This window comes from Cystobacter fuscus DSM 2262 (genome assembly GCF_000335475.2).
Lineage (GTDB): Bacteria > Myxococcota > Myxococcia > Myxococcales > Myxococcaceae > Cystobacter > Cystobacter fuscus.
Genome location: NZ_ANAH02000027.1, coordinates 41,594 through 65,207, shown reverse-complemented (window position 1 = coordinate 65,207; position 23,614 = coordinate 41,594). Strand labels below are relative to the sequence as shown.

The 23,614-nt window shown below is 67.8% G+C and carries 16 protein-coding genes; 11 read left to right on the top strand and 5 right to left on the bottom strand.

All coding sequences use genetic code 11. The features are described from left to right. Window positions 1–80: 80 nt before the first annotated feature. On the top strand, window positions 81–3,563 hold the full coding sequence (locus tag D187_RS34320; protein ID WP_002624758.1) for a PD40 domain-containing protein: 3,483 nt from the start codon (window positions 81–83) through the stop codon (window positions 3,561–3,563). Between the two features lie 10 nt (window positions 3,564–3,573). Here D187_RS34320 and D187_RS34315 read toward each other — a convergent pair whose 3' ends face one another. After that, on the bottom strand, window positions 3,574–4,044 hold the full coding sequence (locus D187_RS34315; protein WP_002624757.1) for a DUF2892 domain-containing protein: 471 nt from the start codon (window positions 4,042–4,044) through the stop codon (window positions 3,574–3,576). A 145-nt stretch (window positions 4,045–4,189) separates the two neighbouring features. Here D187_RS34315 and D187_RS34310 point away from each other — a divergent pair, with 145 nt between their 5' ends. After that, entirely contained in the window at window positions 4,190–5,431 is a 1,242-nt protein-coding gene (locus D187_RS34310; RefSeq protein WP_245591901.1) for a phospholipase D-like domain-containing protein, read from the top strand. Between the two features lie 148 nt (window positions 5,432–5,579). Then, window positions 5,580–7,391 (top strand): CotH kinase family protein, encoded by a 1,812-nt coding sequence (locus D187_RS34305; protein WP_063725058.1) that lies wholly within the window; start codon window positions 5,580–5,582, stop codon window positions 7,389–7,391. 41 nt (window positions 7,392–7,432) lie between these two features. On the opposite strand, the gene D187_RS34300 is transcribed toward D187_RS34305, so the two are convergent. Then, window positions 7,433–7,915, bottom strand: coding sequence for an anthrone oxygenase family protein (locus tag D187_RS34300; protein ID WP_020918476.1), 483 nt, complete (start codon window positions 7,913–7,915; stop codon window positions 7,433–7,435). Beyond that, a complete protein-coding gene (locus tag D187_RS55700; protein WP_002624752.1) occupies window positions 7,912–8,169 on the bottom strand; it encodes a DUF2243 domain-containing protein in 258 nt (85 codons plus the stop codon). The genes D187_RS34300 and D187_RS55700 overlap by 4 nt, the downstream gene beginning before the upstream one ends. A 679-nt stretch (window positions 8,170–8,848) precedes the next feature. Between D187_RS55700 and D187_RS55695 the strand changes: the two genes are divergently transcribed. The 4 genes from D187_RS55695 (at window position 8,849) to D187_RS59350 (ending at window position 12,469) form a co-directional block, all read left to right on the top strand. After that, complete coding sequence (locus tag D187_RS55695; protein WP_155893803.1) at window positions 8,849–9,943, top strand: hypothetical protein; 1,095 nt, start codon at window positions 8,849–8,851, stop codon at window positions 9,941–9,943. 980 nt (window positions 9,944–10,923) lie between these two features. Beyond that, complete coding sequence (locus tag D187_RS34290; RefSeq protein WP_043432862.1) at window positions 10,924–11,709, top strand: hypothetical protein; 786 nt, start codon at window positions 10,924–10,926, stop codon at window positions 11,707–11,709. A 3-nt stretch (window positions 11,710–11,712) separates the two neighbouring features. Beyond that, a complete protein-coding gene (locus D187_RS34285) occupies window positions 11,713–12,345 on the top strand; it encodes an ankyrin repeat domain-containing protein (protein ID WP_002629265.1) in 633 nt (210 codons plus the stop codon). A gap of 10 nt (window positions 12,346–12,355) precedes the next feature. Further along, entirely contained in the window at window positions 12,356–12,469 is a 114-nt protein-coding gene (locus D187_RS59350) for a DUF5953 family protein (protein WP_002629264.1), read from the top strand. 28 nt (window positions 12,470–12,497) lie between these two features. Here D187_RS59350 and D187_RS34280 read toward each other — a convergent pair whose 3' ends face one another. Together D187_RS34280 and D187_RS34275 are read right to left on the bottom strand one after the other, a co-directional pair. Continuing rightward, window positions 12,498–13,442 (bottom strand): DUF2381 family protein, encoded by a 945-nt coding sequence (locus D187_RS34280; protein WP_002629263.1) that lies wholly within the window; start codon window positions 13,440–13,442, stop codon window positions 12,498–12,500. Window positions 13,443–13,564: 122 nt separating this feature from the next. Further along, entirely contained in the window at window positions 13,565–14,476 is a 912-nt protein-coding gene (locus D187_RS34275; RefSeq protein ID WP_002629262.1) for a LysR family transcriptional regulator, read from the bottom strand. 132 nt (window positions 14,477–14,608) lie between these two features. Here D187_RS34275 and D187_RS34270 point away from each other — a divergent pair, with 132 nt between their 5' ends. From D187_RS34270 to D187_RS34255, 4 genes are all read left to right on the top strand, one after another. Further along, the gene (locus D187_RS34270; protein ID WP_002629261.1) at window positions 14,609–15,373 is read left to right on the top strand and encodes an SDR family oxidoreductase; all 765 of its coding nucleotides are present in this window, start codon (window positions 14,609–14,611) and stop codon (window positions 15,371–15,373) included. Window positions 15,374–15,794: 421 nt separating this feature from the next. Then, window positions 15,795–20,789 carry a non-ribosomal peptide synthetase gene (locus D187_RS34265; protein ID WP_051256672.1) on the top strand — a complete coding sequence of 1,665 codons (4,995 nt, stop codon included), beginning with the start codon at window positions 15,795–15,797 and terminating at the stop codon, window positions 20,787–20,789. Continuing rightward, window positions 20,786–22,300 carry a condensation domain-containing protein gene (locus tag D187_RS34260; RefSeq protein WP_076606285.1) on the top strand — a complete coding sequence of 505 codons (1,515 nt, stop codon included), beginning with the start codon at window positions 20,786–20,788 and terminating at the stop codon, window positions 22,298–22,300. Before D187_RS34265 ends, D187_RS34260 begins: the two co-directional genes overlap by 4 nt. Next, complete coding sequence (locus D187_RS34255) at window positions 22,297–23,496, top strand: cytochrome P450 (protein ID WP_002629258.1); 1,200 nt, start codon at window positions 22,297–22,299, stop codon at window positions 23,494–23,496. The genes D187_RS34260 and D187_RS34255 overlap by 4 nt, the downstream gene beginning before the upstream one ends. Window positions 23,497–23,614: the final 118 nt, after the last annotated feature.

Sequence of the window (23,614 nt, the reverse complement as noted above, 5' to 3'; positions counted from 1 at the left end):
TCGGTTGGCCACTCGTCTCCATGGGATAGCTTGCTACCTTGCCTCCGTCCCCGTCTCTCCCCACCCGGGAGGTCGCCCTCTTGAATCGACGCACCCTCATCGCCGCCCTGCTCTGCGTGCTCCTCCCCGAGGCGGCGCTCGCCCAGGTCTACGTCATCCCGCGCCGGGCATACCGCTCGCCCGTCCACACCTACGAGTTCGATTGGAAGCACCTGGACATCCTCGTCGGACCCAACGCCGAGGGGGTGGCGCCCCCCGCGGCCCACCGGGCCCACCAGCAGGCCCCCGGCGCCCCGGGCGGACCCCTGCCCACCGCGCCCACTGTCCCCCGGACCCATACCGGCGACAACCCGGCGGGCAACTCCGCCCAGGAGACGACCCCTCCCGGACAGGCCGACTCCAGCCGCTCCGGGGACCCCGGCACCGCGGGCGCGTCCACCGAGGATGGGGGAACCCGCCTCGACCCGGGCCCGCTCTCCGTGCCCATCTTCCTGCCGAGCGCGGATGGCGGCACCGCGGACGCCGGCTCCTATGCCCAGTCGCTCGGGGACAAGAGCGGCGGCGTGCGCTTCTACTTCTATGAGAACGAACGCGAGGTGGCCCAGTACGCCGCGCCCCAGCTCGAGGACGCCTACCGCTACCTCGTCGGCCGCTTCAAGTTCGTCCCCACCCAGACCTTCCCCTACATCCTCTACAGCTCCTACCAGGAGTTCCTCCAGACCAACATCACCCCCGTCTCCGAGGGCACGCTGGGGGTCACCAGCACCCAGGGCAACCTGGAGCTGACCCTGCCCTACCTGGGAGACCACCGGCAGTTCGGGGAGATCAGCTCCCACGAGATGGCCCACCAGTTCACCATCCAGAAGGTCCGCTTCCTGGCGGACCGGGAGAAGGTCGCGGGGGATCCGCTCAACGGCATGCCCCTGTGGTTCATCGAGGGGCTCGCCGAGTTCTACGCCAAGGGCGGCCTGGACCCCGAGGGCGAGATGATGGTGCGCGACCTGCTCGTCAACCCGGACCTGGCGCGCGGCTACGCCTTCCTCGACTTCTGGTCCCCCGGGCCCTACGGCTTCCTGTGGATCTACAAGGTGGGTCAGGCGCGCTGCCAGTTCCTCGAGGACACCTACGGCGAGGGCTTCATCCAGAAGGTGCTCGACAACTCGCCCAAGCTCGTCTCCGGCACGGACAAGGTGCCCAACCTCGAGTTCGACGGGCTCTTGGAGCTGCTCACCGGGGACGCGCCCCAGACGATCGCCGCGCGCTTCGAGGACTGGCTCAAGCAGCGCTCCTACCGCGCCTACCTCAAGTCCGAGCAGAACACGCCCGGGGTGGAGCTCTTGCGCGAGCGCCAGGGCATCGTCACCGCGCTCAACAGCCGGCCGGATGGGCGCGTCCTCATCTACCGCAGCATCATCCCGGAGACGGGCGAGAGCCAGCTCATCCTCGTGGACCCCCGCGCGCCCGAGGACACCCGCAAGGTGCAGGGCGATGGCGTGCCGGGCTACGAGTCCCTCCACCCCGTCTTCGGCCGCAACTTCGCCCTCTCCGATGACCGGATCGCCTTCGTGGCCGAGGCGCTCGCGCGCGACATCCTCTACATCCAGCGCTACACGCACTCCATCAAGGCCGCCACCCACCGCGACGGCAGCGCGCCCCCGGCCAGCCGCAACGCCTACATCAACAACCCCACCGGGTTGTACAAGGAAGCCCCCTACGAGGTGGACTTCGACCTGGGCGAGCGCGTGGCCTGGCCACTCGAGCGCCACGGCCTCATCGCCGCCCACTCCCCGGCCTTCTCGCCGGATGGCAAGCAGCTGGCCTTCATCGGCCTGAACGAGAAGGGCACGCGCGACGTGTACGTGCTGCCGCTCGACCAGGGCGCCGACGCGAAGCCCCAGCAGCTCACCCACGACGTCTACGCCGAGCGCAGCCTCACCTGGGGCGCGGCGGGCATCGTCTACACCTCGGATGCCACCCCGCACGGCTACTACAACCTCTTCCGGGTGAAGCCCGGCAACGGCGATGTGCCGGAGCGGCTCACCACCGAGGCGCGCGACCACGCGGACCCCACCGTGCTGCCCAACGGCCGCCTGTTCTTCGTGGCGTATGACCAGAGCCACTCGGATCTCCACGAGTACACCGGCGGAGGCTCCATCGTGCGCCGCACCGACGTGGCCACCGGCCTCTTCGAGCCCAGCCCCGCGCCGGACGGCAACCTGTGGACGCTCTTCCACCTGTCCGGAGAGCGCAAACCCGCCCTGATGCGCGCCCAACAACTGCTGAGCATCCCCGTGCCCGCGGGCTCGCAGGACCGCACCACCCCGCCCAGCCCCCTGCCCCAGCGCGCGCTCGAGGGCGCCGAGCACTACAACCCCTTCGCCTGGAAGAACATCGACCTGGGGCCCATCCTCGGCTTCGCGGGCGGCGGCGGCGGCGGCTTCTACGGCCAGGTGGCCGCCTCGGCCATGGACCGGCTGCGCAACCACGCCCTGCTCCTGCAGGTGGCCGTGTACGGCTCCTTCGATCTCACCGATGGCATCCTGCTCTACATCGACCAGTCACGGCGCACCACCTGGGGCGGCGGCCTCTTCCAGTCGCTGCGCTTCCGCGTGGATCGCTCGCTCGTGCAGGCCTCCCAGGGACAGATTCCCCTGAGCTACCTCATCTCCGGCGAGCGCTTCTTCGGCGCCACGGGCCTGGCGCGCTACCCGCTGAGCACCTTCACCTTCCTCGAGACCAACCTCAACATCGGCGGCGCCTCGTACTTCCTCGATCCCTCCACCGCCTTCATCCTCAACCTGCAGGAGCTCAACGGCGTGGGGGACCTCTATACCCAGTGGAAGCAGAGCCAACCCGGCATGCGCTTCCAGACGGAGGTGTCCGGCGCCTTCGGCTACAACACCCTGCACTACCACTACACGGGCGTGGCCACCTCGGGCACCTCGTTCCTGGCGGAAGTCACCGCCGGCGTGCAGCCCTTCCACGGCGAGTTCTTCGGCAACGTGCGCCTGGACGCCGAGCGCTACTTCCCCATCCCCCTGGGCAGCACCCACCTCATGCTGCGCGGCGGCGCGGGCACGAGCTTCGGCGGACGCTTCGTCCGCTCCTACTACCTCTCCAGCTTCGACACCCTGCGCGGCGTGCCCTTCGGCGACACGGACTGGCTGCTCGGCCAGCACTACCTCTACTCCACGCTGGAGCTGCGCGTGCCGCTCGACGCCATCATCCGCATCGCCTTCCTCAACAGCATCATGGGCGTGGCGGGCTTCGACCTGGGTGGCGTGGGCGGCTCGCTGCGCGACATGTTCGACCGCCGCGTGCTCGACGCCGCCGTGGGCATCAACGTGGGCCTGGGCCCCATCCTCCTGCGCCTGCACTTCGCCTACCCGTTCGACACCAAGGCCAAAGCGGGCCGGCCGGACACCAGGTGGGTGACGCAGTTCTCCATCGGGATGGCCGGACTCGAGGGCTACATGTTCAAGCAGCGCGGCGGCGCGAAGCCGACGAGACCGGGCCCCGCGCCGCCGGTGAGCCTCAACGCCATGCGCGGAGGCGTGCGCTAGCCGCGAGCGCTCAGTCGGACTGGGCGGCCACCAGCGCGGCGTTCGCCCGCGCCAGGGGGCCGCCCTCGTGCGGAATCCGCATGAAGTCCCCCCGGAGCGCCTTGAGGGCGAACTTCTCCAGATCGATCTCCCTCCGGGTGCGCACCCCCAGCCGGCGCGCGAGCAGCGACAGGGGACCGAAGCCGAACACCCCCTGCTGCAACAGCAGCCCCGACGCCACCGCGCCCACCAGCCGCCAGGCCCCGCCACGCGGCGGCACCACGCACCCCAGGAGCGACACCGCCGACGCGGCCACCATCACCACCCGGTTCAGGTCCCACTCCTTCTCCAGCCCCTCCAGGTAGTGGCTGATGACCGAGTGGTCCGTCTGCTCCGCCATGTGCCGCACGCACCGCTCCACCTCGGCGTCGATGCGACGGTTCACCTCGCCCGGCGCGTGCATGCGCACGGCATCGGTTGAACTCTGGTTCCAGGATTCCATCGTGCCTCCAGCAGCAGTGGGTAGGCGCTGCCCCTCGAAGGTAGAGATGGGTGCGCCCGCGAGTCATACCCAGCGGAGCCCCAACGCTCGCCCGACTCCCCTCCACCCCTGCGCAGTCCCGCCCCGGATGCCTAGCTTGGGCCGCGTGAATGCCCTCTCGCGTCTCCTGATCGCCTGCCTGTGGTGCGGCACGGCGTGCGTCCGCCGTGACTTCCCGGAGCAGCTCCGCGTCCGCGACCCCGTGCCCAGCTCCGGGCCCGAGCTGTCCCTCGCCCTCTACCAGTCCGTGGGCATCGGCTTGCGGCCCGGCCATGGGGTGGAGCTCGTCCAGGACGAGCGCATCCTCGACACCCTCGAGGAGGAGATCCGCGAGGCGCGCGAGTCCATCCACCTCCTGCTGTCCCGGTGGGAACCCGGCGACGCCTCACGGCGGCTCGTCCAGGCGCTCGCCGCGCGCCGGCCCGACGTGGCGTGCCGCATCCTCGTGGACCCCCTCCAGAGCCCGGCCTTCAAGGAGCAGGTGGAGTCCGAGCTGGTGCGCGCGGGCTGCGACGTCCGTGCCTTCCGGCCCTTCATCGGCCAGGAGGTGGTGTTCGCCGACTCGCGGCTGGAGGCGCGCAACCACCGGCAGCTCGTCATCCGGGACGGCCGTGGCGGCCTCACCGGCGGCTTCGGCGCCGTGGCCCCTCGCGGCGGCACCCGTGACACCTATGTCCACGTCGAGGGCCCCGCCGTGCGCCAGTTGCAGCAGTCCTTCGCCCGGGACTGGCTCGAGGCCGGCGGCGGGCTGCTGCCCGAGTCCGCCTTTCCTCCACTCGACTTCCAGGGCGAGGCCCGCGCCGGCTTCATCGCGAGCACCGGCTCGCCCTCGCTGAGCCACTCCGAGCGCATGGTGCAGGTGCTGCTCGCCTCCGCCCAGCACCGCCTGTGGCTCACCAACGCGTGCTTCGTGCCCACTCCCGCCACCGTGGACACGCTCATCCACAAGGCCAAGAGCGGCGTGGACGTGCGCATCCTCGTCCCCGGGCTCGAGGGCGCGAACACCTCCGCCAGCGTGCTCGCCGCGCAGCGCTCCTCCTATGAGCGGCTGCTGGAGAACGGGGTGCGCCTGTGGGAGTACCAGCGCGCCCCCCTGGAGTCGCGCACCGTGCTCGTGGACGAGCACCTCGTGGCCGTGGGCTCCACCAACCTCCAAGCCCATGCGAGCGCCCTGCTCGAGGAGGGCGCGCTCGTCGTCGAGGACGGGCCCCTCGCCCACTCGCTCGCCACCAGCTTCGAGCAGGACCTGGCCCACGCGGTGGAAATCCGCAAGGAGCAGTGGCGTGAGCGCGGTTGGTTCCAACGCCTCACCTACCGGCTCCCCCCCTCGGCCGCGGGCTGCCGCTGACCCCTGGACAAGAAGCCCGGGGCCCTGTTGGGAGAAAATCATTTCTCCTTGGGCAAGGCCTTTTCCCATGTCCGGGTCCGCAACGTCTGACATTGGACGGTGCGAGCCTTCAGCACCCCGGCATCCGTCTTGCTCAAGCGACGCGTTCATGAACATCGCGCGTCTTTTCTGTCTGGTCACGGTCTCCGTAGCATCCGCGTGCGGCCCTGGGAGGGAGCCGGCGACCACGGTGGGCGGCCGTCCTTCCCTCCAGCAGCCCGCCCCCACGCCGGGAAATCCACGACCGGACGAGCAATCGCCCTCTCCACCCGCCACCGGCGGGCCTCCCACGGAGTCTCCGCCTCCGTCGACGGACAAACCTCCGCCCATCCCCGACGAACAGCGCCCCTTCGTCCTGCCCGCCGTGCAGAAGAGCGTGCAGGCGTACGAGCTCATCTTCCCGCCTGGCGTGAAGGAGAAGTTCTACGCGGACAAGAACACGCCCGAGCAGGACGCCATCTTCCGCTACGAGGGCGTCGACTACCCGGTGAAGGCCCGCCTGCGCGGCGCCTCCGCGCGCGACTTCCCCAAGAAGAGTTGGAACGTGAGCTTCGAGAAGGACTCCCCCTTCGAGGGCCGCACCTCGCTCAACCTCGTGGCCGGCTACTCGGACGCGTCGATGCTGGCGGAGAAGATCGCCTTCGATCTGCTGGCCGCCATGCGGGTGCCCGCCGCGAAGGTGAAGTTCGTCCGGCTGAGCCTCAACGGAAAACCCGAGGGCGTCTTCCTGGACATCGAGCAGATCAACAAGTCCTTCCTGAGCGCTCATGACTTCTCGGACAAGGACGCCTCCATCTACCGCGCCGGCTGGAAGGACACCGAATTCAAGCTGCGCTCCTGGAAGGTGCCCTACCAGGGCGACTGGCTGAAGAAGACCAACGAGAAGAAGGAAGGCCACGAGGCCCTGGACCAGGTGCTCGCCGTCATCAACCGCACCCCCGAGCCCGAGCTGCCCCAGGCGCTCGCGCGCGCCATGGACCTGGAGGGCTACCTGCGCTCCATGGTCATGGATGCGCTGATGGCCAACAACTACGTCGAGGACTCGGAGAGCTACTTCATCCACGACCATGTGACGAAGCGCTGGGTCTACGCCGCGTGGGATCTCAACAACGTGGACGCGCGCTGGTGGTACCAGATGGCGCGGGGCCCGGACCTGGTGCCCATCTACGATCAGCCGCTCTACTCCTTCACCCTGGGCAACCCCGAGGTGGCCAATCGCTACCGCGATCGCAAGGGCATCCACCCGGGCTACCTGCCCGTCTTCTCCAACCTGGCCACCCGGATCGTGATGAACCCCGAGCTGCGCTCGCGCCTGGAGGACCGCCTGGACAAGGCCATGCGCGAGCTCTTCACCATGGAGGTGATGGGGCCCTACATCGACCAGTTGCACGCGGTCATCGCGCCGTACATGGCCGTGGATCCGTACATGGACCACGCCAAGTTCGAGGAGGGCGATGAGTTCATCAAGGAGTTCGTCCGGCTGCGGCGCGAGTTCATCCTGAAGGAACTCGAGCGACTGAAGGCCCACGAGCCTGACGTGGTGCTGGAGGCGCTGGACGCGAAGGCCGGCTGGGTCGAGCTGCGCAACCGCGGCACCCAGGACGTGAACCTGGCTGGACAGGTGCTGACCACGAACCTGCGGCGCAACATCCCCGCCTTGCTCCAGGCCGAGCCCACGGCGGCGCCTCGCGAGCAGGCCGGCAGAACCGTGGGCACGGTGCTCGTGGCGAGGAAGCTGGCCCCCGGGGCGCGCGTGCGACTGACCGCCGCCGAACTGGGACTCACCTTCTCACCCGAGGGGGAGATTGGCCTCTTCGATGGCCAGTCCGTGTCGGGTCTCAAGGACGCGCTCTTCTACGGCAAGCTCCCGGACGGCCAGCACTACGAGCGCGCCGAGGACGGAGCCTGGCGGACGCGCTGAGGCGCCCGACGGTTCCCGCTCGGGGCCCGGCCACTCCGCGCTCAGACCAGGGAGAGGGTCAGCAAGGCCGCGGCCGCGAGCGACGCCACGGTCCGCACATGGTTCCACGCCGTCCAGTTCGTCAGGTAGCTGGACCATAAAGCGGCGGCCTCCGGACTGGCGGAGGGGGTCGCCGCCAGCTTTTCATTCATCGGCACGTTGAACACGACCGTCACGAGAAAGCCGCCCACCAGATAGAGCGCGCCACCGGCGAGCCGATAGGCGGAGCCGTCGTGGTGCCAGCGCATGAGTGAGGCCACGACGGCCCAAAGACATACCGCCACGGTTCCGAAGAAGAGCGTGAAGAACAGTGGATTCAAGATGGCGGAGTTGATCGCTTGCATCGCGGCCATGCCCTCCCCCGGGGGCAGGCGCGACAGGGCCTTCATGACGAAGGTCGAGAAGGTGAAGAAGAGGCCCGCCATCAGCCCGCAGCCGAGTGCCGCCAGCACGGTCAGGGGAAGGAATGATTTATCCAAAATCATCCTCGCGACCCTACTTCACGGCCTGTTCGAGCCTCAACCGCGAGGATTCTGGCGAGGGCCTTCCGTGCCTCGAAGCACGGGCGGGACGACGCCTCGCGGCAGCGTATCCGCACGGCCCGCGCGCCCGAGCGCGCCGCCCCCACGATGAGCAGGGCCCCGAAGAGCAGGAAGCCGATATCCCAGGCCAACTGCCCCTCCCCGGGGTGGACGTGGTGGATGCCGAGCAACTGATGGTCGATGAGCCCCTCCACCACGTTGAACGCGCCCCAGCCGATGGAACGAGAGGAGAGCAGGCTCGGCTCAGAGCGGCGGGCAACCTCTACTGGAGGCGGCGGGAATCGAACCCGCGCCGGGCGGTGCGAAACTCCCAGCAGAATCGCGCCCTTACCTCGCAACCGCCCGGAATGCTTGGGAGTCGGTATCCCGCCGCATCCCCTGCTGTCCCGTCCTGTTCCAGGCCATTCCGCAGGCTCCCGCGACATACGTGCAACACGACGGGGGCTGCCTACCTCGCGCCGGAGGGTTATCCCGTGCCGTGTGGCTCGCTGCCGCTCCCATGACCGTCCTGAACGGTAGCTTGCCCCTCGCTGCCGGGTTCTCGTGCCAGGACTGCTGCGGGGCTAAAGGCCACAGGGACTCAACCGGGTCGATGCCGGGGCGCCATTCGAGGCGTCAGCCGCCTGGATACCCGGCCTCTCTCCAGTTTTGGGCAAGCGGTGCCTGACCCGGAACTGTCCGTAAGAGCGAGCTGGTGCTAGCTGCCATTTCCGCCGTGCACTCCACGACCAACCCCATGAGAGTTGCTAGACACAGCCACAACCGCTACACCGCTCCCTAGAGGTTGAGCCATGGAAGAGCGAAGCGATTTTGTGGAATTTTCAACCATCCAGCCTAGATTTTGCGGCAACCCATCTGCCACGGGGAAGCGAGACAATGACGACAGTTGCTGACACCTCCAAGACCTACACTCTTTTCTATTCTTGGCAGTCAGACATGCCCGACAATCAAGGCAGAAATTTAATCAAGAGCGCCCTACGTGATGCAGCAAGCGCTATTGAAGCGAAGCTTCCGGGTGTGCAACTAACTCTCGACGAAGCAACACGTGGCGAAGCTGGGAGTCCTGATATACCGAGCACTATATTTCGCAAGATAGAATCCGCAGACGTCATCATTTCCGACATCTCCATCATAAATAGCAGCACGACAACCGGTCGCAAGACACCGAACCCGAACGTGCTAGTCGAACTCGGTTATGCAGCAGCCCTTCATGGATGGGCGCGAATTATCATGGTTGCCAATAAGGAGCTTGGAAACATAGACGACCTTCCTTTCGACATCAGGCAAAAAAGAATCACCCCATTCAAATGCCCGCTCCCGACCAGAGACGCGAAGAAGAATACAGACTCCGTATCAAGTGCCCTAGGTGCACTAACTAAAGACCTAACTCTCGCCATTGAAGCGATTGTAAAGACCTCTCCGAATCGCCCGGTCGCCGTTGCGACTGACGCAACCTCACTCAAGAGGCAGCGCGACATTCGAACTCTAAATGATCTACTTCTACACCTGAATCCGGACGTCTTCGACAGTATCTGGGAGGACGCACCCCATCGAATTGATTTTACTGTGGTCCATTTTTGGGAAGGCTTCAATGCCCTCTGGGAGGCATCATCGACTTATTTGTACGATGAAACGGCCAGAAACCTGATGATGCAGGTGCACCAATACTGGGGCGATGTCCTATCTCACGGGACTCAATACCAGCGTGGACCCGGAGAATTTTACATTTGGAACCTGTCTAATGACACTCTTCACTCCCCAACCCACGAAGAGGACTACAATAAAGCGTACAATAAAGCAAAAGAAGAAATGCGGTCACTCAAGAAAGCGCATTCTGAACTCATGGCTCATCTGCGCTCTAAATACATCGAGCTTGATTTGGAGACTTTGCGAAAAAATTCATGGGCCCGTTACCATGAATTTCACCAGGAGGTCAAAAACCTCTTCCCATCAGCTTCGAACGAGGACTGAGTAATTAGTACGAGCTGATTACAGATTGTGAGCGGTAAAGCATCATCTCTGCCCTCGTGGCCAGCTCATAACAACGTGGGCGCGGCGTGTGTGAGGGCACATACTCAACGCCCCATCTTCGGCCCGTCGGGAAGGTGATGTTCCCGAAGGTTAAAGACGCGCGTTATCGGTGTCCCCCACAGATTGAAGTCAGTGAGCTGCCGTCGGCCCCTCGGGTAAGGTGATATTTCCGAGGGTCACGCCCCGTGTCTCAGTTGCATCCCACAACTTGAACGTACAGGGGCACGAGAGCGGTCCCGGTCGCCTCTCAGTGCCCACCACGACGTTACCCTCAGTCCCGGCGAGTATCGGGAAGGGCTGGAAGGCGGCTAGAGCCGATCTCGAAATTGGAGGAGGTACAGCCCCAAATGCGGCTGACCGTTCCCTCCACCCAACCCCGAGCCCTAGCAGCCGCGCCGCTGGAGCCTCCTAGCGCGGTCCAGGTGCGCGCCCCACCGTTTCACCGGCCCGGGGCCACGGGGCTGTGCAACCTAGCGCCCTAGAGTCTGCACCGCCCCCGAGCATGGGCTGCCCGCTGCATTCGCGCTCGCCCTGGCCCGAGTTGCGGCTGCGGCCCCCTGGCCCGTTCCGTGCCCCCGGCGCACTCGTCCGTAGCTGTCGGGGCGCCCTGTCATACTCCGAGCGGCCCCGCCAGGGCCCGCCAGGTCCTATCTAGAATGGAGGACCCTCTCATGCGTTTCCGAGCCTGCCTTGTACTTCTGCTCTTGGCCTCAGCCTGCGCTAGCGCGCCCGCCCCGCAGTCGATGCCACGGCCCCATGCCTTCGCGTCGACTCCCACCTCGGGCCCGCGCATCCGGCTCGTTTCCGCGCCGATGGAGCCGACACCAGAACGGTCGTGGATTGGAAAGCCGGACCTGGACAAGGCCAGGGCACTGCTATCTCGGGCACGCCAAGACATCGAGCCGCATCAATGGGAACAGTTGAACCGCAAGCTCACCGCAGCGGAACGGGCCTTCGAGCGCTTCTCGCGCGCCGCGAAAGCGAGCGGGCAAGCCGCCGAGGTGGTGAGGGGGGCGGAGGGCGTCGCGCAGGCGGGACGCGCCAGGACGCTGGCCGAATTCCTCCCCCGGGTGGGCCCGTTGCTCGTGGGCCTCGTCCTGCTCTACCCCTCCAGCACCGCCGGGCCGGAGATCGACCGCCGCCCGGAGTGGGTCGACGCTCAAGGGGAGTACGAGGCCCGTCTGCGGGAGGTGGCGGAGGAGTCGCGGCGGCTCATGGAGGAATTTGAGCGTCAGGAAGCAGAGGAGGTCGTGCCGGACTTTGATTCGGATCCGGTTGCGGCGGTCAAGGTTCCCACCTCTTGGCAGACTGAGACCAATCCGGCGACGGGCAAGCCCTACACCAGTGTGGAGGAGTATGACCGGATTCCGCGTTACCCGAACCAGACCTGCAAGAACAGTCTGCTCGACAAGCTTGAAGCGGAGAAGGATCAGCTCACCAACGAAATCCCTCGCTACAATCCGAAGGTGCCCAACACGAAGAACAAAAAGAAGCTGGACAAGGTGCCGTGCTCCAGGATCCGGCTGCGTCTTGACGCCGTGAAGAAAGTTTTGGAGAAGCGGTGGGAGATTCAGAAAAAATGCTTTGGAGGCAAGCCCGATCCGGGCCACAACACAGCGATGACCCAACTCGAAGATGGCCTTGCGGATATCAAAGCCCTTGAAGCGAAGAATTGCGCCCCGGGTCATCCAATGTCGGAATTGTGAGTCATGTCGAAAGAACTCTTCACAGCGATCGAGCAGCACGATACGTCCCGGGTCAAGGCGCTGCTGGCTGCGGGGGCCGATCCGAACGAGCCGCAGCCGGAGCCGCCGGGGTTGCGTCCGCTGCAAGTGGCCATTTACGAACTCTCCGATGGGGGCGAACTCGACGTGCTCCTGGCGCTCCTTGAGCACGGCGCGGACGTCAACGCGTGGGATGTCGAGCGGGACAGGACCCCCTTGTTGGTCGCGGCCTGCGAAGACGAATTGGCGGCAGTCGAAGCGCTCGTGAAGGCAGGGGCCGAGCCCAACGTGTGCAGCCGCGACGGCATCACGCCGCTGCGGACGTCCGCAGAGGTTGGCAATCTGGGCATGGCCTCGCTCCTCCTGGGCGCGGGGGCGACTCGGACGATCAACGACTGGGGAGGGCTGACCGGATACACCGCGCTCGGGCACGCGGCACGCCGGCTGGACCTTCCGATGATCAAGCTGCTTCTCGACGCGGGCGCCGATCCGAAGGCCCCGGACGAGGACGGTCGACCCGCCCACTACCGTCTGCCGCCGCGCGCTGAATCCGATTCCCAGACATGGGACGCCGCGTTCGAGTTGCTCGGAGGAGCGAAGGACCGCATGCCGTTGTAGAACGGAGGTCGTGCGCGTCGGGCTCACGGGCACGCCGCTCGACCTGGACAACCCCGCGCACTTGGACCCGCTCAAACGGGCCTACGAGCGCTTCCCGGAGATTGGCGGGCGTGCAGCCCCTTGAGGCTCGGCACGGCTCGCGCTGGCCGTGCTCAGGGCCCCGACTGCTGGCTCACCGGGAACTCGACGTTCCCGAGGGTGAAGGTGCGCGGCCCGGTTGCTTCCCACAGCTTGAGGGTGCAGGGGCAGCCGAGCTGCGCGCGCTCCCCCTTGATGCCCACCACGACGGCACCGGCACCATTCGCGGGGATGGGCGCCAGTGGCCAACGGGCAAGCTCCACCTGCTCCCCCGCCGAGTCCACCAGCGCCGCCCCCGCCAGTGTCCAGGGCTCGGCGCCGGGGTTCAAGAGGCGCAGCCGCACAGCCACGCTTGCCGGGTGGGTCTCGCCCGTGGGCGTGTAGCTGTAGCTCCGGGCTTGAACGAGCCCGAGCGCGTTGGCTGGCGGCTCCGTCGGAAAGGCAAGCTTCATGGACGCCACGACCCCGGCCCCCTCCAGCCACGCGGCACCAATGAGTCCGCCCGGCTCCTCACGCTCGGCCAGAAGCCGCGCTTTGTCCTGCTGGCACTGGCGTGCTTCGGCCTGTGCTTCGTCACGCTCTTTCTTGAGCACGTCGGGCGGGCGCGGCTGGCGGAACACCTCCACCCTTCGCGCCCCGAGTCCACCATGCCCCACCAGCCAAAAGGTCGCACTGGCCGGGGCCGCACCATCCGCGAAGCGCACCGTCACCTTGACGCGCTCCCCGGGCAAAAATCCCCGCCTGGGATTCACGGTCACGAAGTCATCCCCCTGGGCAACACCTATGGAGCGATTGTCCGGCAGCATTTCCACGGCTCCCGGCGGCAAGAGTGAATCAAAGACGAGCGTCGTCGGCTCGTCCGCGCTGACGCACACGCTGAGGGCCCCCTCCGGGGACTCCCCCGCCAAGTCAAAGCGAGCCGTCGCGGCGCAGCGGGGGGCGGGGGGAGGCTCTGCGGCTTGTGCAGCACCAGCGAGCAGGGCGGCCAGCAGGACGGCACCGGGAGAGGGGGGCAGCACGGCAACTCTCCGATGCTCAAGCGGCCTGTCCACGCAACCGGGCCAAGCCCACGCGTGTCATCCACCGCCAGGGTGGAGCGCGGAGCCCTCTCCGCGTGGATGGTGCCGCGCATCCGCGCGGGTTACGTCCTGTCCCACGAGGGCGTGCCCCGGAGCTGCTCGGCGAGGAAGTCGATCATCAGCCGGACCTTGGCGCTGAGATGCCGACGGCTGGGATACACGGCGAGGATGTCGATGTCCGGGAGCGAATGGTCCGGCAGCACGCGCACCAGACGTCCGGCACGCAGGTCATCGCCAATCAGGAACGTGGGCTGCCAGGTGAGCCCACGGCCCGCGAGCGCGGCGGCTCGGACGGTGTCGCCGTTGTTGGCTTGCATCACGCTGCGCATGCGCACGACGCGCGTATTGCCGGCCGCGTCGGTGAGCGGCCACTCCTCCGCCATCGACGAATTGCTGTACGCGATGCAGACATGCGCGGCGAGGTCCTCCAGGCGCTTGGGCCTGCCCGCGCGCGCCAGGTAGGCGGGAGCGGCACAGACCACGTTGCGCGACGTGGAGAGCCGGCGAGTGACCTGGCTGGCGGCGGCGCCCTCGCGTGAGATGCGGATGGCGAGGTCGTAGCCCTCCTCGACGAGGTCGACCACCCGGTCGGACAGGGAGACGTCCAGCTCCACGTCGGGATGGAGGGCCATGAAGCGGGGCCAGAGCGGCGCGAGGTGGAGGATGCCGAAGCTCAGCGGCGCGTTGAGCCGCAGCCTGCCGCGCGCCTGGACGGTGCTCGCGGAGGCTAGCGCCTCGGCCTCGGCCACGTCGTCGAGGATGCCGCGCACGTGCTCGTGAAGAGCCTGGCCGCTCTCCGTGAGCGAGAGATGGCGCGGCGTGCGGTGGAGCAGGCGGGTGCCGAGATGGCGCTCCAATTCGTTCACGTAGCGGGTGACGTTGGCGGCGGACGTGTCCAGTGCGTCCGCCGCGCGGGTGAAGCTGCCGCGCTGGACCACCGTGGTGAAGACCTCGAAGGCACGCAATCGGTCCATGCTCAGGCTCCAATCATTCAGGAAAGCTGAATGAGCAAAGCAGGTTCAGCATATTTCTCGAACAAATGCTGATGAGTACATCTCTCCCATCGGCCCGGGCGTCTCGCCGCGGGCCTCGACGGGAGCAGGCACATGGAACGGTTGAACGGGAAGGTCGCAATCATCACGGGCGCGAGCGCGGGCATCGGGCGGGCCACGGCGAAGCTGTTCGCGGCCGAGGGCGCCAAGGTGGTGGTGGGCGCGCGGCGCAAGGAGGAGCTGGACGCGCTGGTCGCGGAGATTGCCGCGGCCGGAGGCGAGGCCGTTGCCCTGGCCGGTGACGTCCGCTCGGAGGACTACGCCCGCGCGCTGGTGGCGCTCGCACTCCAGCGGTTCGACAAGCTGGACATCGCCTTCAACAACGCGGGAGTCCTCGGCGAGGGCGGGCCGAGCACGGAGGTCTCCGAGAAAGGCTTCAGCGACGCGCTGGCGGTGAACCTGACCGCCGCCTTCCTGGGCGCCAAGCACCAGCTCGGGCCGATGGTGAAGCAGGGCGCGGGCTCCATCATCTTCACTTCGACTTTCGTCGGGTACAGCTTCGCCTTCCACGGCACTGCCGCCTACTCCGCCAGCAAGTCCGGGCTGATTGGCCTGACGCAGGCGCTGGCCGCCGAGTACGGACCGCGTGGCGTGCGGGTGAACGCGGTGTTGCCGGGCGCGGTCGAGACGCCGATGTACCAGGCGGCGAACGCCACGCCCGAGGCGAAGACGTTCGTCACCGGGCTGCACGCGCTGAAGCGGGTGGGCACGCCCGAGGAGCTGGCCCGGGCGGTGCTGTTCCTGGCCTCCGATGACGCCTCCTTCGTCACGGGCACGGCGACGCTGGTGGACGGCGGCGTGTCGATTACCCGGACGTAAGGCGCCGCCTCGGGACGCGGCGCTACCGCCGGCAGGACGGCGTGGTAACGCAGTTGCAGCCGTTGGACAGGCCCGCCTGCAAGTCCCTCAACCCTCAACAGGGCCCCCATCCTCTCATGCGCAAGAACCGTGACGAGAGGGCTGTAGACCTCTGCCCGAGCCACACGCTCGGCGCCGGTCAGAGCCCGCGTGCTACGGTCCGCGCCAACCAGACCGCCGGGTCGATGCTCGCCGCGGCAGTCGCGCTCCAGATTACCCCCAGGAGACATCGTTGCCTTCCACCCCACCGCCCTTCCTGGTTACAGGAACAGAATACGAGCGTCTGCTCACCAGCCTCCGGCTGAAGAGTCCCTGGGCGCTCGAATCCCACACGCCGATCGCCCCTGAAGCGAGCCCGAACGAAAAGCGAACGGAGGCCTCCGTGCGCGAGGGCAGGGGCGCCCCGGATCCCTGGCGGTCGGCGGTGGACTGGATTGACGAGCAGTCACAACTGCATGGCGAGCGCATCGCGCTCTCGAACGCCTCCGTCGAGGTGACCTACGCACAGCTGCGGTCGCGCACGCAGGCCCTGGCTGAAAGGCTCCGGGCACATGGGCTGGGGCGTGGAGATGTGGTCGCGCTCGTCCTGGATCGAGGCCCCTCCTTCATCGAGCTCGTGCTTGCCGTCTGGCGGGTCGGCGCGGCCTACCTTCCGCTGGCCCCCGCACATCCGCCCTCCTGGCGGCAAGACATCATCCAGCGGGCCGGGGCCAGGCTCGTGGCCGGACTGTCACGTGACAGCGCCGTTCCAGGCCTGCCCTTCCTCGACCTCGCAGAGGCGTCCCCTGCTGTCGCGCCAGGACCCGAGGAGGTCATACTCGCACCGGAAGACCTCGCGTACATCATCTGCACCTCCGGCTCGACCGGTGAGCCCAAGCTCGTCATGACCGAGCATCGTGGCGTCGCCAATCTCATCCACGCCCAGCGCGACTACCTCGGCACGCTGGGGCCGGACGCTCGCGTGCTTCAGTTCTTTCATCCCTCTTTCGATGCGTCCTTGTTCGATATCTTGATGGCGCTCCCCAATGGAGGGCGCCTGGAGACCATCGACGAGTCGCGCATCTCCGGTGAGCCCCTGGCCGAGGTCCTGCTGAATCGCCGTATCACCCATGCGGTGCTTCCAGCGACCGTCCTTCGCACCCTGCAACCCGGCCGGTTCACCGACCTTCGGACGGTCATGAGCACCGGCGACGTCTGCCTTCCGGAGACCGCTCGGCAGTGGGGCGCATTCCACCACTTCGTCAACGGCTACGGCCCGACCGAGGTGACGGTGGCCAGCACGCTCCACTCCGCGGGGCCCCAGGACTCCGAGCGCGTCTCCATCGGCCGGCCAATCTCCAACTACCACGCCGTCATCCTCGACGAGCACCTGCGGCCCGTCCCCGATGGGACTCCCGGAGAGCTGTGCCTGGGTGGTGAGGGCGTCGGACGCGGCTATCTCGGACGCCCCGCGCTCACCGCCGAGCGCTTCATCCCGGATCCCTTCTCCGCCCTTCCAGGACGTCGCCTGTATCGCAGCGGCGACATGGGCAGGGTGCTACCGGACGGCAGCCTCGAGTTCCTCGGCCGGCGCGATGACCAGGTGAAGGTCCGCGGGGCGCGCATTGAACTGGGGCAGATTGAATCAGCGCTCATCACCCTCCCAGGCGTGCGTGACGCGGTCGCCCTCATCGACCGCACGGGAGAGCGGCTCCTGGGCTACGTGCTCCCGGTCGACGGGGCGGCGCTCCTGGTGGACACCCTGCTCGCGGAGCTCCGGCGTCGGCTCCCCGGCTACCTGGTGCCAGATGTATTGGTTCAAGTCGATGCATGGCCCCTGACCACGAGTGGCAAGGTCGACCGTGCCCTTCTGCCACGACCGCGGCGCTCGGAGCGCACCGACTACCAGCCGCCCCAGTCGCCCGTGGAGGTCGCACTGGCGGCAATCGCGGCGGCGCTGCTCGGGATGGAGCAGGTGGGGCGCCACGACAACCTGTTCGAGCTGGGAGGACACTCCCTCTTCGCCACCCAGCTCGTCGCCCGGGTGCGGCGCGAGATGCGGGCGCACATCGAGTTGAGCGCCGTCCTCCAGGCGCCCACGGTCGCGGAGATCGCCGCGCGGCTGGGTGAACGGCATGACGCGGCGGACCCGGGCCCTCGGGTGGCTCAGGCCGGGGCCGCGCTCGTTCCCTCCTTCGGGCAGCAGCGGGTGTGGCTGATGCACAAGCTCAACCCAGACGCCCGGGCCTATCACTCCCAGGCGGTCCTCCGTCTCGCGGGCGACCTGGACCTCCCCGCGCTTCACGCCAGCCTCACCGACATCGTCCGCCGCCACGACGTGCTCCGCTCCCGCTTCCCGGAGGTCGACGGAGAGCTGCGCTGCGAGCTGGAGCCGCCCTGGGAAGTACAGGTCCCTCTCCAAGACCTCAGCGCCGTGAACGCGGAGCAGCTGGCCTCACGGGTGGGTGAGGCCATTCGCGATGGGGTCCAGGCCCATTTCACCCTCGCCGAGGGCAGGCCGTTCCGCTGGCTCCTCCTCAAGCTCGGCCCCCAGGAGCACGTCTTCGTCCATGTCGAGCACCACGTCGTCCACGACGGCTGGTCCTTCAACCTCTTCGTGCGCGAGCTGCTCAACGGCTACACGGACCACGTTCGCCACGGACAGGTGCGGCGCCCCGACCTCGTCGTCCAGTACTACGACTATGCCCGCTGGCAGCGGGAGTGGTGTGCCACCGAGGCCGCCGACGCCCAACGCCGCTTCTGGCGTCAGGCGCTGGAGGGCGCCGAGACGATGCTCCAGCTCCCACGACGCTCGGCTCCGGAGGGGAGGCGGTTCCGGGGCGTGGGGCCTCGAATGGATCTCGACGGCGAACTCTCGCGGAGCATCCAGGCGCTGGCGGACCGGAATCACACCTCGCTCTTCACCACCCTGCTCGCCGCCTTCTTCGTCCTGCTTCACCGCTACACCGGCTCGCGCGACCTGCTCGTCGGCTCCGCCGTCGCCAACCGCCGCTGGCAGGACACCGAGAGCGTGCTCGGCATGTTCGTCAACACGGTCGTCATGCGCGGCCAACTGCACGCGGACCCTTCCTTCGAGGAGTTCCTGGCGCGGGTGAAGCGCAATGCCCTGGATGTCTATGACCACCAGGAGCTGCCCTACGAGATGATCTTCGCGGAGTCACCCGCGCGTCACCAGGGTGGGCTCAATCCGTTGATCCAGGCCATGTTCAACTTCCACGACACGACGGTGGGCGCTCTCGATGCGGCCCCGCTCGATGTCACCATCGTCGAGGGACTCAGCAACGGCTCGGCCAAGTTCGAGCTGTCCGTCGTCGTGGTGCCCCGCTACGCGGAGCCAGGGCACATCAGCAAGCTGGCCGGGGACATCGTCCACATTCCCCGCTCCGACACGCCGCTGCGCTCCAGCCCCCGCTCGTCCCTGAGCGGCATCCTGCTCGCTTGGGAGTTCGACTCCGACCTCTTCGACGACTTCTTCATCACCGGCATGCTCTCCGCCTACCAGGAGTTGCTGCACTCCATCGTCGCCGCCCCGGAGACCCGCGTGTCCAGGCTGGCGCTGCTGGACGCGGCGGCCCAGAGAGCCCTCATCGTCGCGGGGCCCCGGCGGGAGGCTCCCCCGCGATGGGTTCCAGACCTCGTCGACCTCCAGGCCCAGCGCACGCCCGATGCGCTCGCGGTGACCTCGTGTCAGCCGCCCATGACCTACCGCACGCTCACGCGCGAGGCGGAACGACTGGCGCGCCACCTTCGAAAGATGGGCATCGACCGCGAGGCCCTGGTCGCGGTGTGCGTGCCCCGCTCCGAGCAGCTCGTCGTGGCACAACTCGGCGTGCTCAAGGCCGGAGCAGCATTCCTCCCGCTGGACCTCCACCAGCCGCTCCCCTACCTGGAGGGGCTCGTCCGCGAGGCCGGAGCCCGCGCCCTGATCACCACGGAGAACCTGTCAGGATGGCTCACGGAGCTCCCGGTCATCGTGCTGGATGAAGTCACCGACGCGCCCGAGATGACCCTTGCCTCGGGAAGCCCTGCTGACCTCGCGTACGTCATCTACACCTCCGGTTCGACGGGCAGGCCCAAGGGCGTCCAGGTCGAGCACCAGTCGGTCGTGGCCCTGCTGCACGAATCGGACACGCTCGGGCTGGGGCCGGGCAAGACGGTGTTGGCCATGACGTCGCCTTCCTTCGATCCCTCCGTGCTGGAGATCTTCGGGGCGCTGATGAACGGCGCGGCGCTCCACTTCCTGCCATATGGATGGGACGTGCGCGGCCTGGCGCGCGCCCTCACCGGCACGTCCATCACCCACGCGGTGATTCCCCCCTCGGTGCTTCCCCAGTTGGTGGCCGAAGCGCCCGAAGCCTTCGATGCCCTGGAGCGGGTGATCATCGGAGGGGATGTCTTCTCCCCGGACGTGTTCCGCGCGCTGAAGCACAGGGGCTTCACGAAGGCGACCAACGTCTACGGCCTCACCGAGACGACCATCATGGCCAGCAGCCACCGGCTCGAGGATTGGCGCGACACGGGCGCCGCCAGCGTGCCCATCGGCCGCGCGCTGTCCGACGTCCACCTCGTGGTGCTCGATGAGTACTCGCAGGTGGTGCCGCCGGGCGTGGTCGGGGAGATCTACATCGGTGGGCCCGGCATCGCGCGAGGCTATCGCGGCCTGCCGGAGCTCACCGCCGAGCGGTTCGTGGCGGACCCGTTCGGGCCGGTGCCCGGCGGACGGCTGTACCGCAGCGGGGACCTGGGCCGGTGGCTTCCCGGAGGCGTCCTCGAGTTCGTGGGCCGCGCCGACGAGCAGGTGAAGATTCGCGGCTTCCGCGTGGAGTTGGCCGAGGTACGGGCTGGACTCGCCGCGCATCCCGGGGTGACCGACGCCCTCGTGGTCGTCGACCGGACGGGACTGGAGCCCCGGCTCGTCGGCTACGTGGTGGCCACACCGGACGCAGCGGTGACAGGGCAGAGCGTGCGAGCGGACGCGGCGCACCACTTGCCAGGACACCTCGTGCCCTCGGAAGTCGTGGTCCTCGACGCGTGGCCTCTGAACGCCCATGGGAAGATCGACCGGAGCCTCCTGCCAGCGCCCGGCAAGGTCCCCGACGCGGACTTCACCGCACCGAGAACCGAGGTTGAGACCCGGATCGCGGAGCTGGTCGCGGAGTTGTTGAACGTGGCCCGGGTTGACGTCCACGAGAGCCTGCTCGCGCTGGGCATGCATTCGTTGCAGGCCATGAGGCTCGCCTCGCGGCTGAGCAGGCTGGTGGGCCGGGAGGTCGGTCTCGCCACGATTCTCGTGGGTCCGACTGTCGCGCAACTGGCCGAAGCGCTCACCGCGCTTCCGTCCGCGCCCACCACCATCAAGCGGCTGCCCCGCGCATGACGAACGCGTTTCCCATGTCGTTCGCGCAGCAGCGCCTGTGCTTCCTGCACCGGGTCGACCCGACGGGAGCCGCGCACAGCTCGGCCCGCTGCTTCCGCGTGACGGGGCCGCTGGACACCGAGGACCTGCGTACGGCCCTGGAGGCGCTGGTGGCCCGGCACGAGCCGTTGCGGACCGTCTTCCCACTCGGGACGCACCAGCACGTGTTGAAGCAGGCCCGGGGGGACATGCGGGTGGTGGACGTGGCGACCGAAGCCGAAGCGCTGCGTCACGCCGAAGCCCTGGTGTCCCAGCCGTTCGACCTCGAGCACGGGCCGCTGCTGCGGCTCGCCGTGCACAGGGTGGAGCCGGAGACGCACCTCCTCGTGTTCTTCGTTCACCTGCTGGTGGCCGATGGCTGGTCGCAGCAGGTCTTCTTCGAGGAACTGGCCATCGCCTATCAGGCGGCCGTCACCGGAGCGCCCACGACGCTTCCCGAGCTTCCCGTGCAGTACGTGGACTGGGCGGCCTGGCAGCGCGAGCAACTCACCGAAGCGCGGCGCGCGGAGTTGTCGCGTTGGTGGCGGCAACGACTGTCCGGGATTCCCCTCGTGCTCGACCTGGTCTCGCCCCGCCCCGCGCTGGGACGAGGACGGCGCATGCACCGGGTTCTCTCCGCCGAGCTCACCTCGGCGGTACATGCCTTCGCGAGCGCCGAGCGGCAGACGGTGTTCACGGTGCTGTCCGCCGCCTGCGGCGTCGTCCTCGGGCACCACTCGGGCCGGCAACAGGTGTTGCTGGGCCTGGCCGTGGCCAACCGGGACCTGCCCGAGGTCGAGCGAGTGCTCGGCTTCTTCGTCAACACCGTGGTGTTGCAGGTCGACCTGCGCGGCAACCCGACCTTCCGCGAGCTGCTCGCGCGGGTATCCGAGGCCACGGCCGCCGCGTACGCCCACAAGGACCTGCCCTTCGAGCAGCTCGTCGCCGACCTCGCACCCCCGAGAGATCCGACGCGGTCGCCCGTCGTCCAGGTCAACTTCGCCTACCATCCGACCGGTACGGCCGGCGTGCTGGGATTGCATGGCTGCACGGTCACCGAGCCACGGTGGGATCTCCCCACGGCGAAGTTCGAGCTCACCCTTCGCGTCGAGGACCGCGGCGACGGCACGTGCACCGTCTGGGCCGAGTTCGACGAGAGCCTGTTCGACGCTTCCTTCATCGACGACCTGCTGACCTCGTACGAGGAGGTGCTGCGCGCCGCGGCTCCGGAGGTGCCTCTGTCGAGCCTGCGGCCGGCGCACACCACGACCGAACAGCGCCTCACCCGCATCTTCGCCGACGTGCTGGGGGTCACAGCGGTCGCCCCCCACGACGACTTCTTCCGCCTCGGCGGCCATTCCCTACAACTCATCGACGTCGCGGCCCGAGTCCGTACCGAGCTGGGGCGCGACCTCGGGTTGCGAGAGCTGTACCAGAACCCCACCGCGGCGGGAGCCGCCGCTCGGCTCGAGCGAACTGGAGCATCACGATGACCGATTCCTATCCATTGCCCAAAGACTGGCAGCATCCCCTGGACCCGCCCCCCGAGTACAAGCGACTGAGGAAGGAGGCTCCGGTGTGCCCCGTTCGCACGTGGGACGGCAACACGCCGTGGCTCATCACCCGCTACGAGGACGTCCTCGCGGCGCTGGGTGACCCGAGGCTGAGCCTGGACTCCTCGCTGCCTGGGTTTCCTCACACGTCGCCCGCCTCCGCGGCCCGCCAGAGTCGGCCCCTCCCTTTCCCGTTTCTTCCCGAGGCGGAGTACCGGGCGCAGCGGGCCATGCTCGTACCCGAGTTCGCGCCACGACGGATGGAGGCCCTGCGCCCGAGAATCCAGCAGACCGTCGACGAGGTCCTCGACGCGATGCTGGCCGGGCCCCGGCCGGCCGACCTGATCTCCGCCTTCGCGCTTCCCGTGTCCATGCGTGTCATCTGCGATCTGCTCGGCGTGTCCCGAGAGGACGCCGACCGCCTGCACGTCCTCAGCCGCACGATTGGCTCGCGCGCCTCGTCGCGCGAGGTGGCCGAGAAGGCCCTGGACGAGCTGGATACCTACTTCCGACGGCTGGTGGAGGAGAACCTGCGCGAGCCCACCGACACGCTCGTGGGTCGCGTCGTGGCCGAGCACGTGCAGCCGGGAAGGCTGAGCGTGCCGGACGCCACCGCGATGTTCCACGCGCTGTTCTACGCCGGGCACGGACCGTCCGGGTACATGGTGGGAATGGGCGTGCTGGCCCTGCTGCTCCACCCGGACCAGCTCGACAGGTTCCGCGCCCTGGAGACGCCAGACGCACTCTCCGCCGCCGTCCAGGAACTGCTGCGCTACGTCACCGTCTCTCATATGGGGCGGCAACGCGCCGCCACGGAAGATGTCACCATCGGTGGCCAGCTCATCCGCGCCGGAGAAGGCGTCCTCGCCCAACCGGATTCGGCCAACCGCGATGAGACAGTCTTCCCGGAGCCGGACCGCCTGGACGTCCACCGCGAGCCCTATCGCAATTTCGCCTTTGGCCACGGCATCCACCTCTGCACGGGTCGCACGCTCGCCATCGTCGAGCTCGAGGTGACATTCCACACCCTGTTCCGGCGCATCCCGAACCTGCGACTGGCTGCACCCCTGGAGCAGATTCGCTTCAAGAAGGACGAGAACCTGATCGGCGCCCACGAATTGCCGGTCACCTGGTAGTCCTCCGCCCGTCGGATGGCGCAGGCACTGAGTGAAGGGACTGGTCGCGCTGCCTGATGTGATGGGAGAGGGCGTCGGCGGCTCCAGCCCTCTCCCTCCACATCGCCCCCATTCCGCC

Bases quoted from the DNA above. Each gene is read 5' to 3' on its own strand.
- D187_RS34315 (WP_002624757.1), bottom strand. From the start codon at position 4,044: ATGGAATCCTGGAACCAGAGTTCAACCGATGCCGTGCGCATGCACGCG.
- D187_RS34305 (WP_063725058.1), top strand. From the start codon at position 5,580: ATGAACATCGCGCGTCTTTTCTGTCTGGTCACGGTCTCCGTAGCATCC.
- D187_RS34300 (WP_020918476.1), bottom strand. From the start codon at position 7,915: ATGATTTTGGATAAATCATTCCTTCCCCTGACCGTGCTGGCGGCACTC.
- D187_RS55695 (WP_155893803.1), top strand. From the start codon at position 8,849: ATGACGACAGTTGCTGACACCTCCAAGACCTACACTCTTTTCTATTCT.
- D187_RS34285 (WP_002629265.1), top strand. From the start codon at position 11,713: ATGTCGAAAGAACTCTTCACAGCGATCGAGCAGCACGATACGTCCCGG.
- D187_RS34275 (WP_002629262.1), bottom strand. From the start codon at position 14,476: ATGGACCGATTGCGTGCCTTCGAGGTCTTCACCACGGTGGTCCAGCGC.
- D187_RS34270 (WP_002629261.1), top strand. From the start codon at position 14,609: ATGGAACGGTTGAACGGGAAGGTCGCAATCATCACGGGCGCGAGCGCG.
- D187_RS34260 (WP_076606285.1), top strand. From the start codon at position 20,786: ATGACGAACGCGTTTCCCATGTCGTTCGCGCAGCAGCGCCTGTGCTTC.
- D187_RS34255 (WP_002629258.1), top strand. From the start codon at position 22,297: ATGACCGATTCCTATCCATTGCCCAAAGACTGGCAGCATCCCCTGGAC.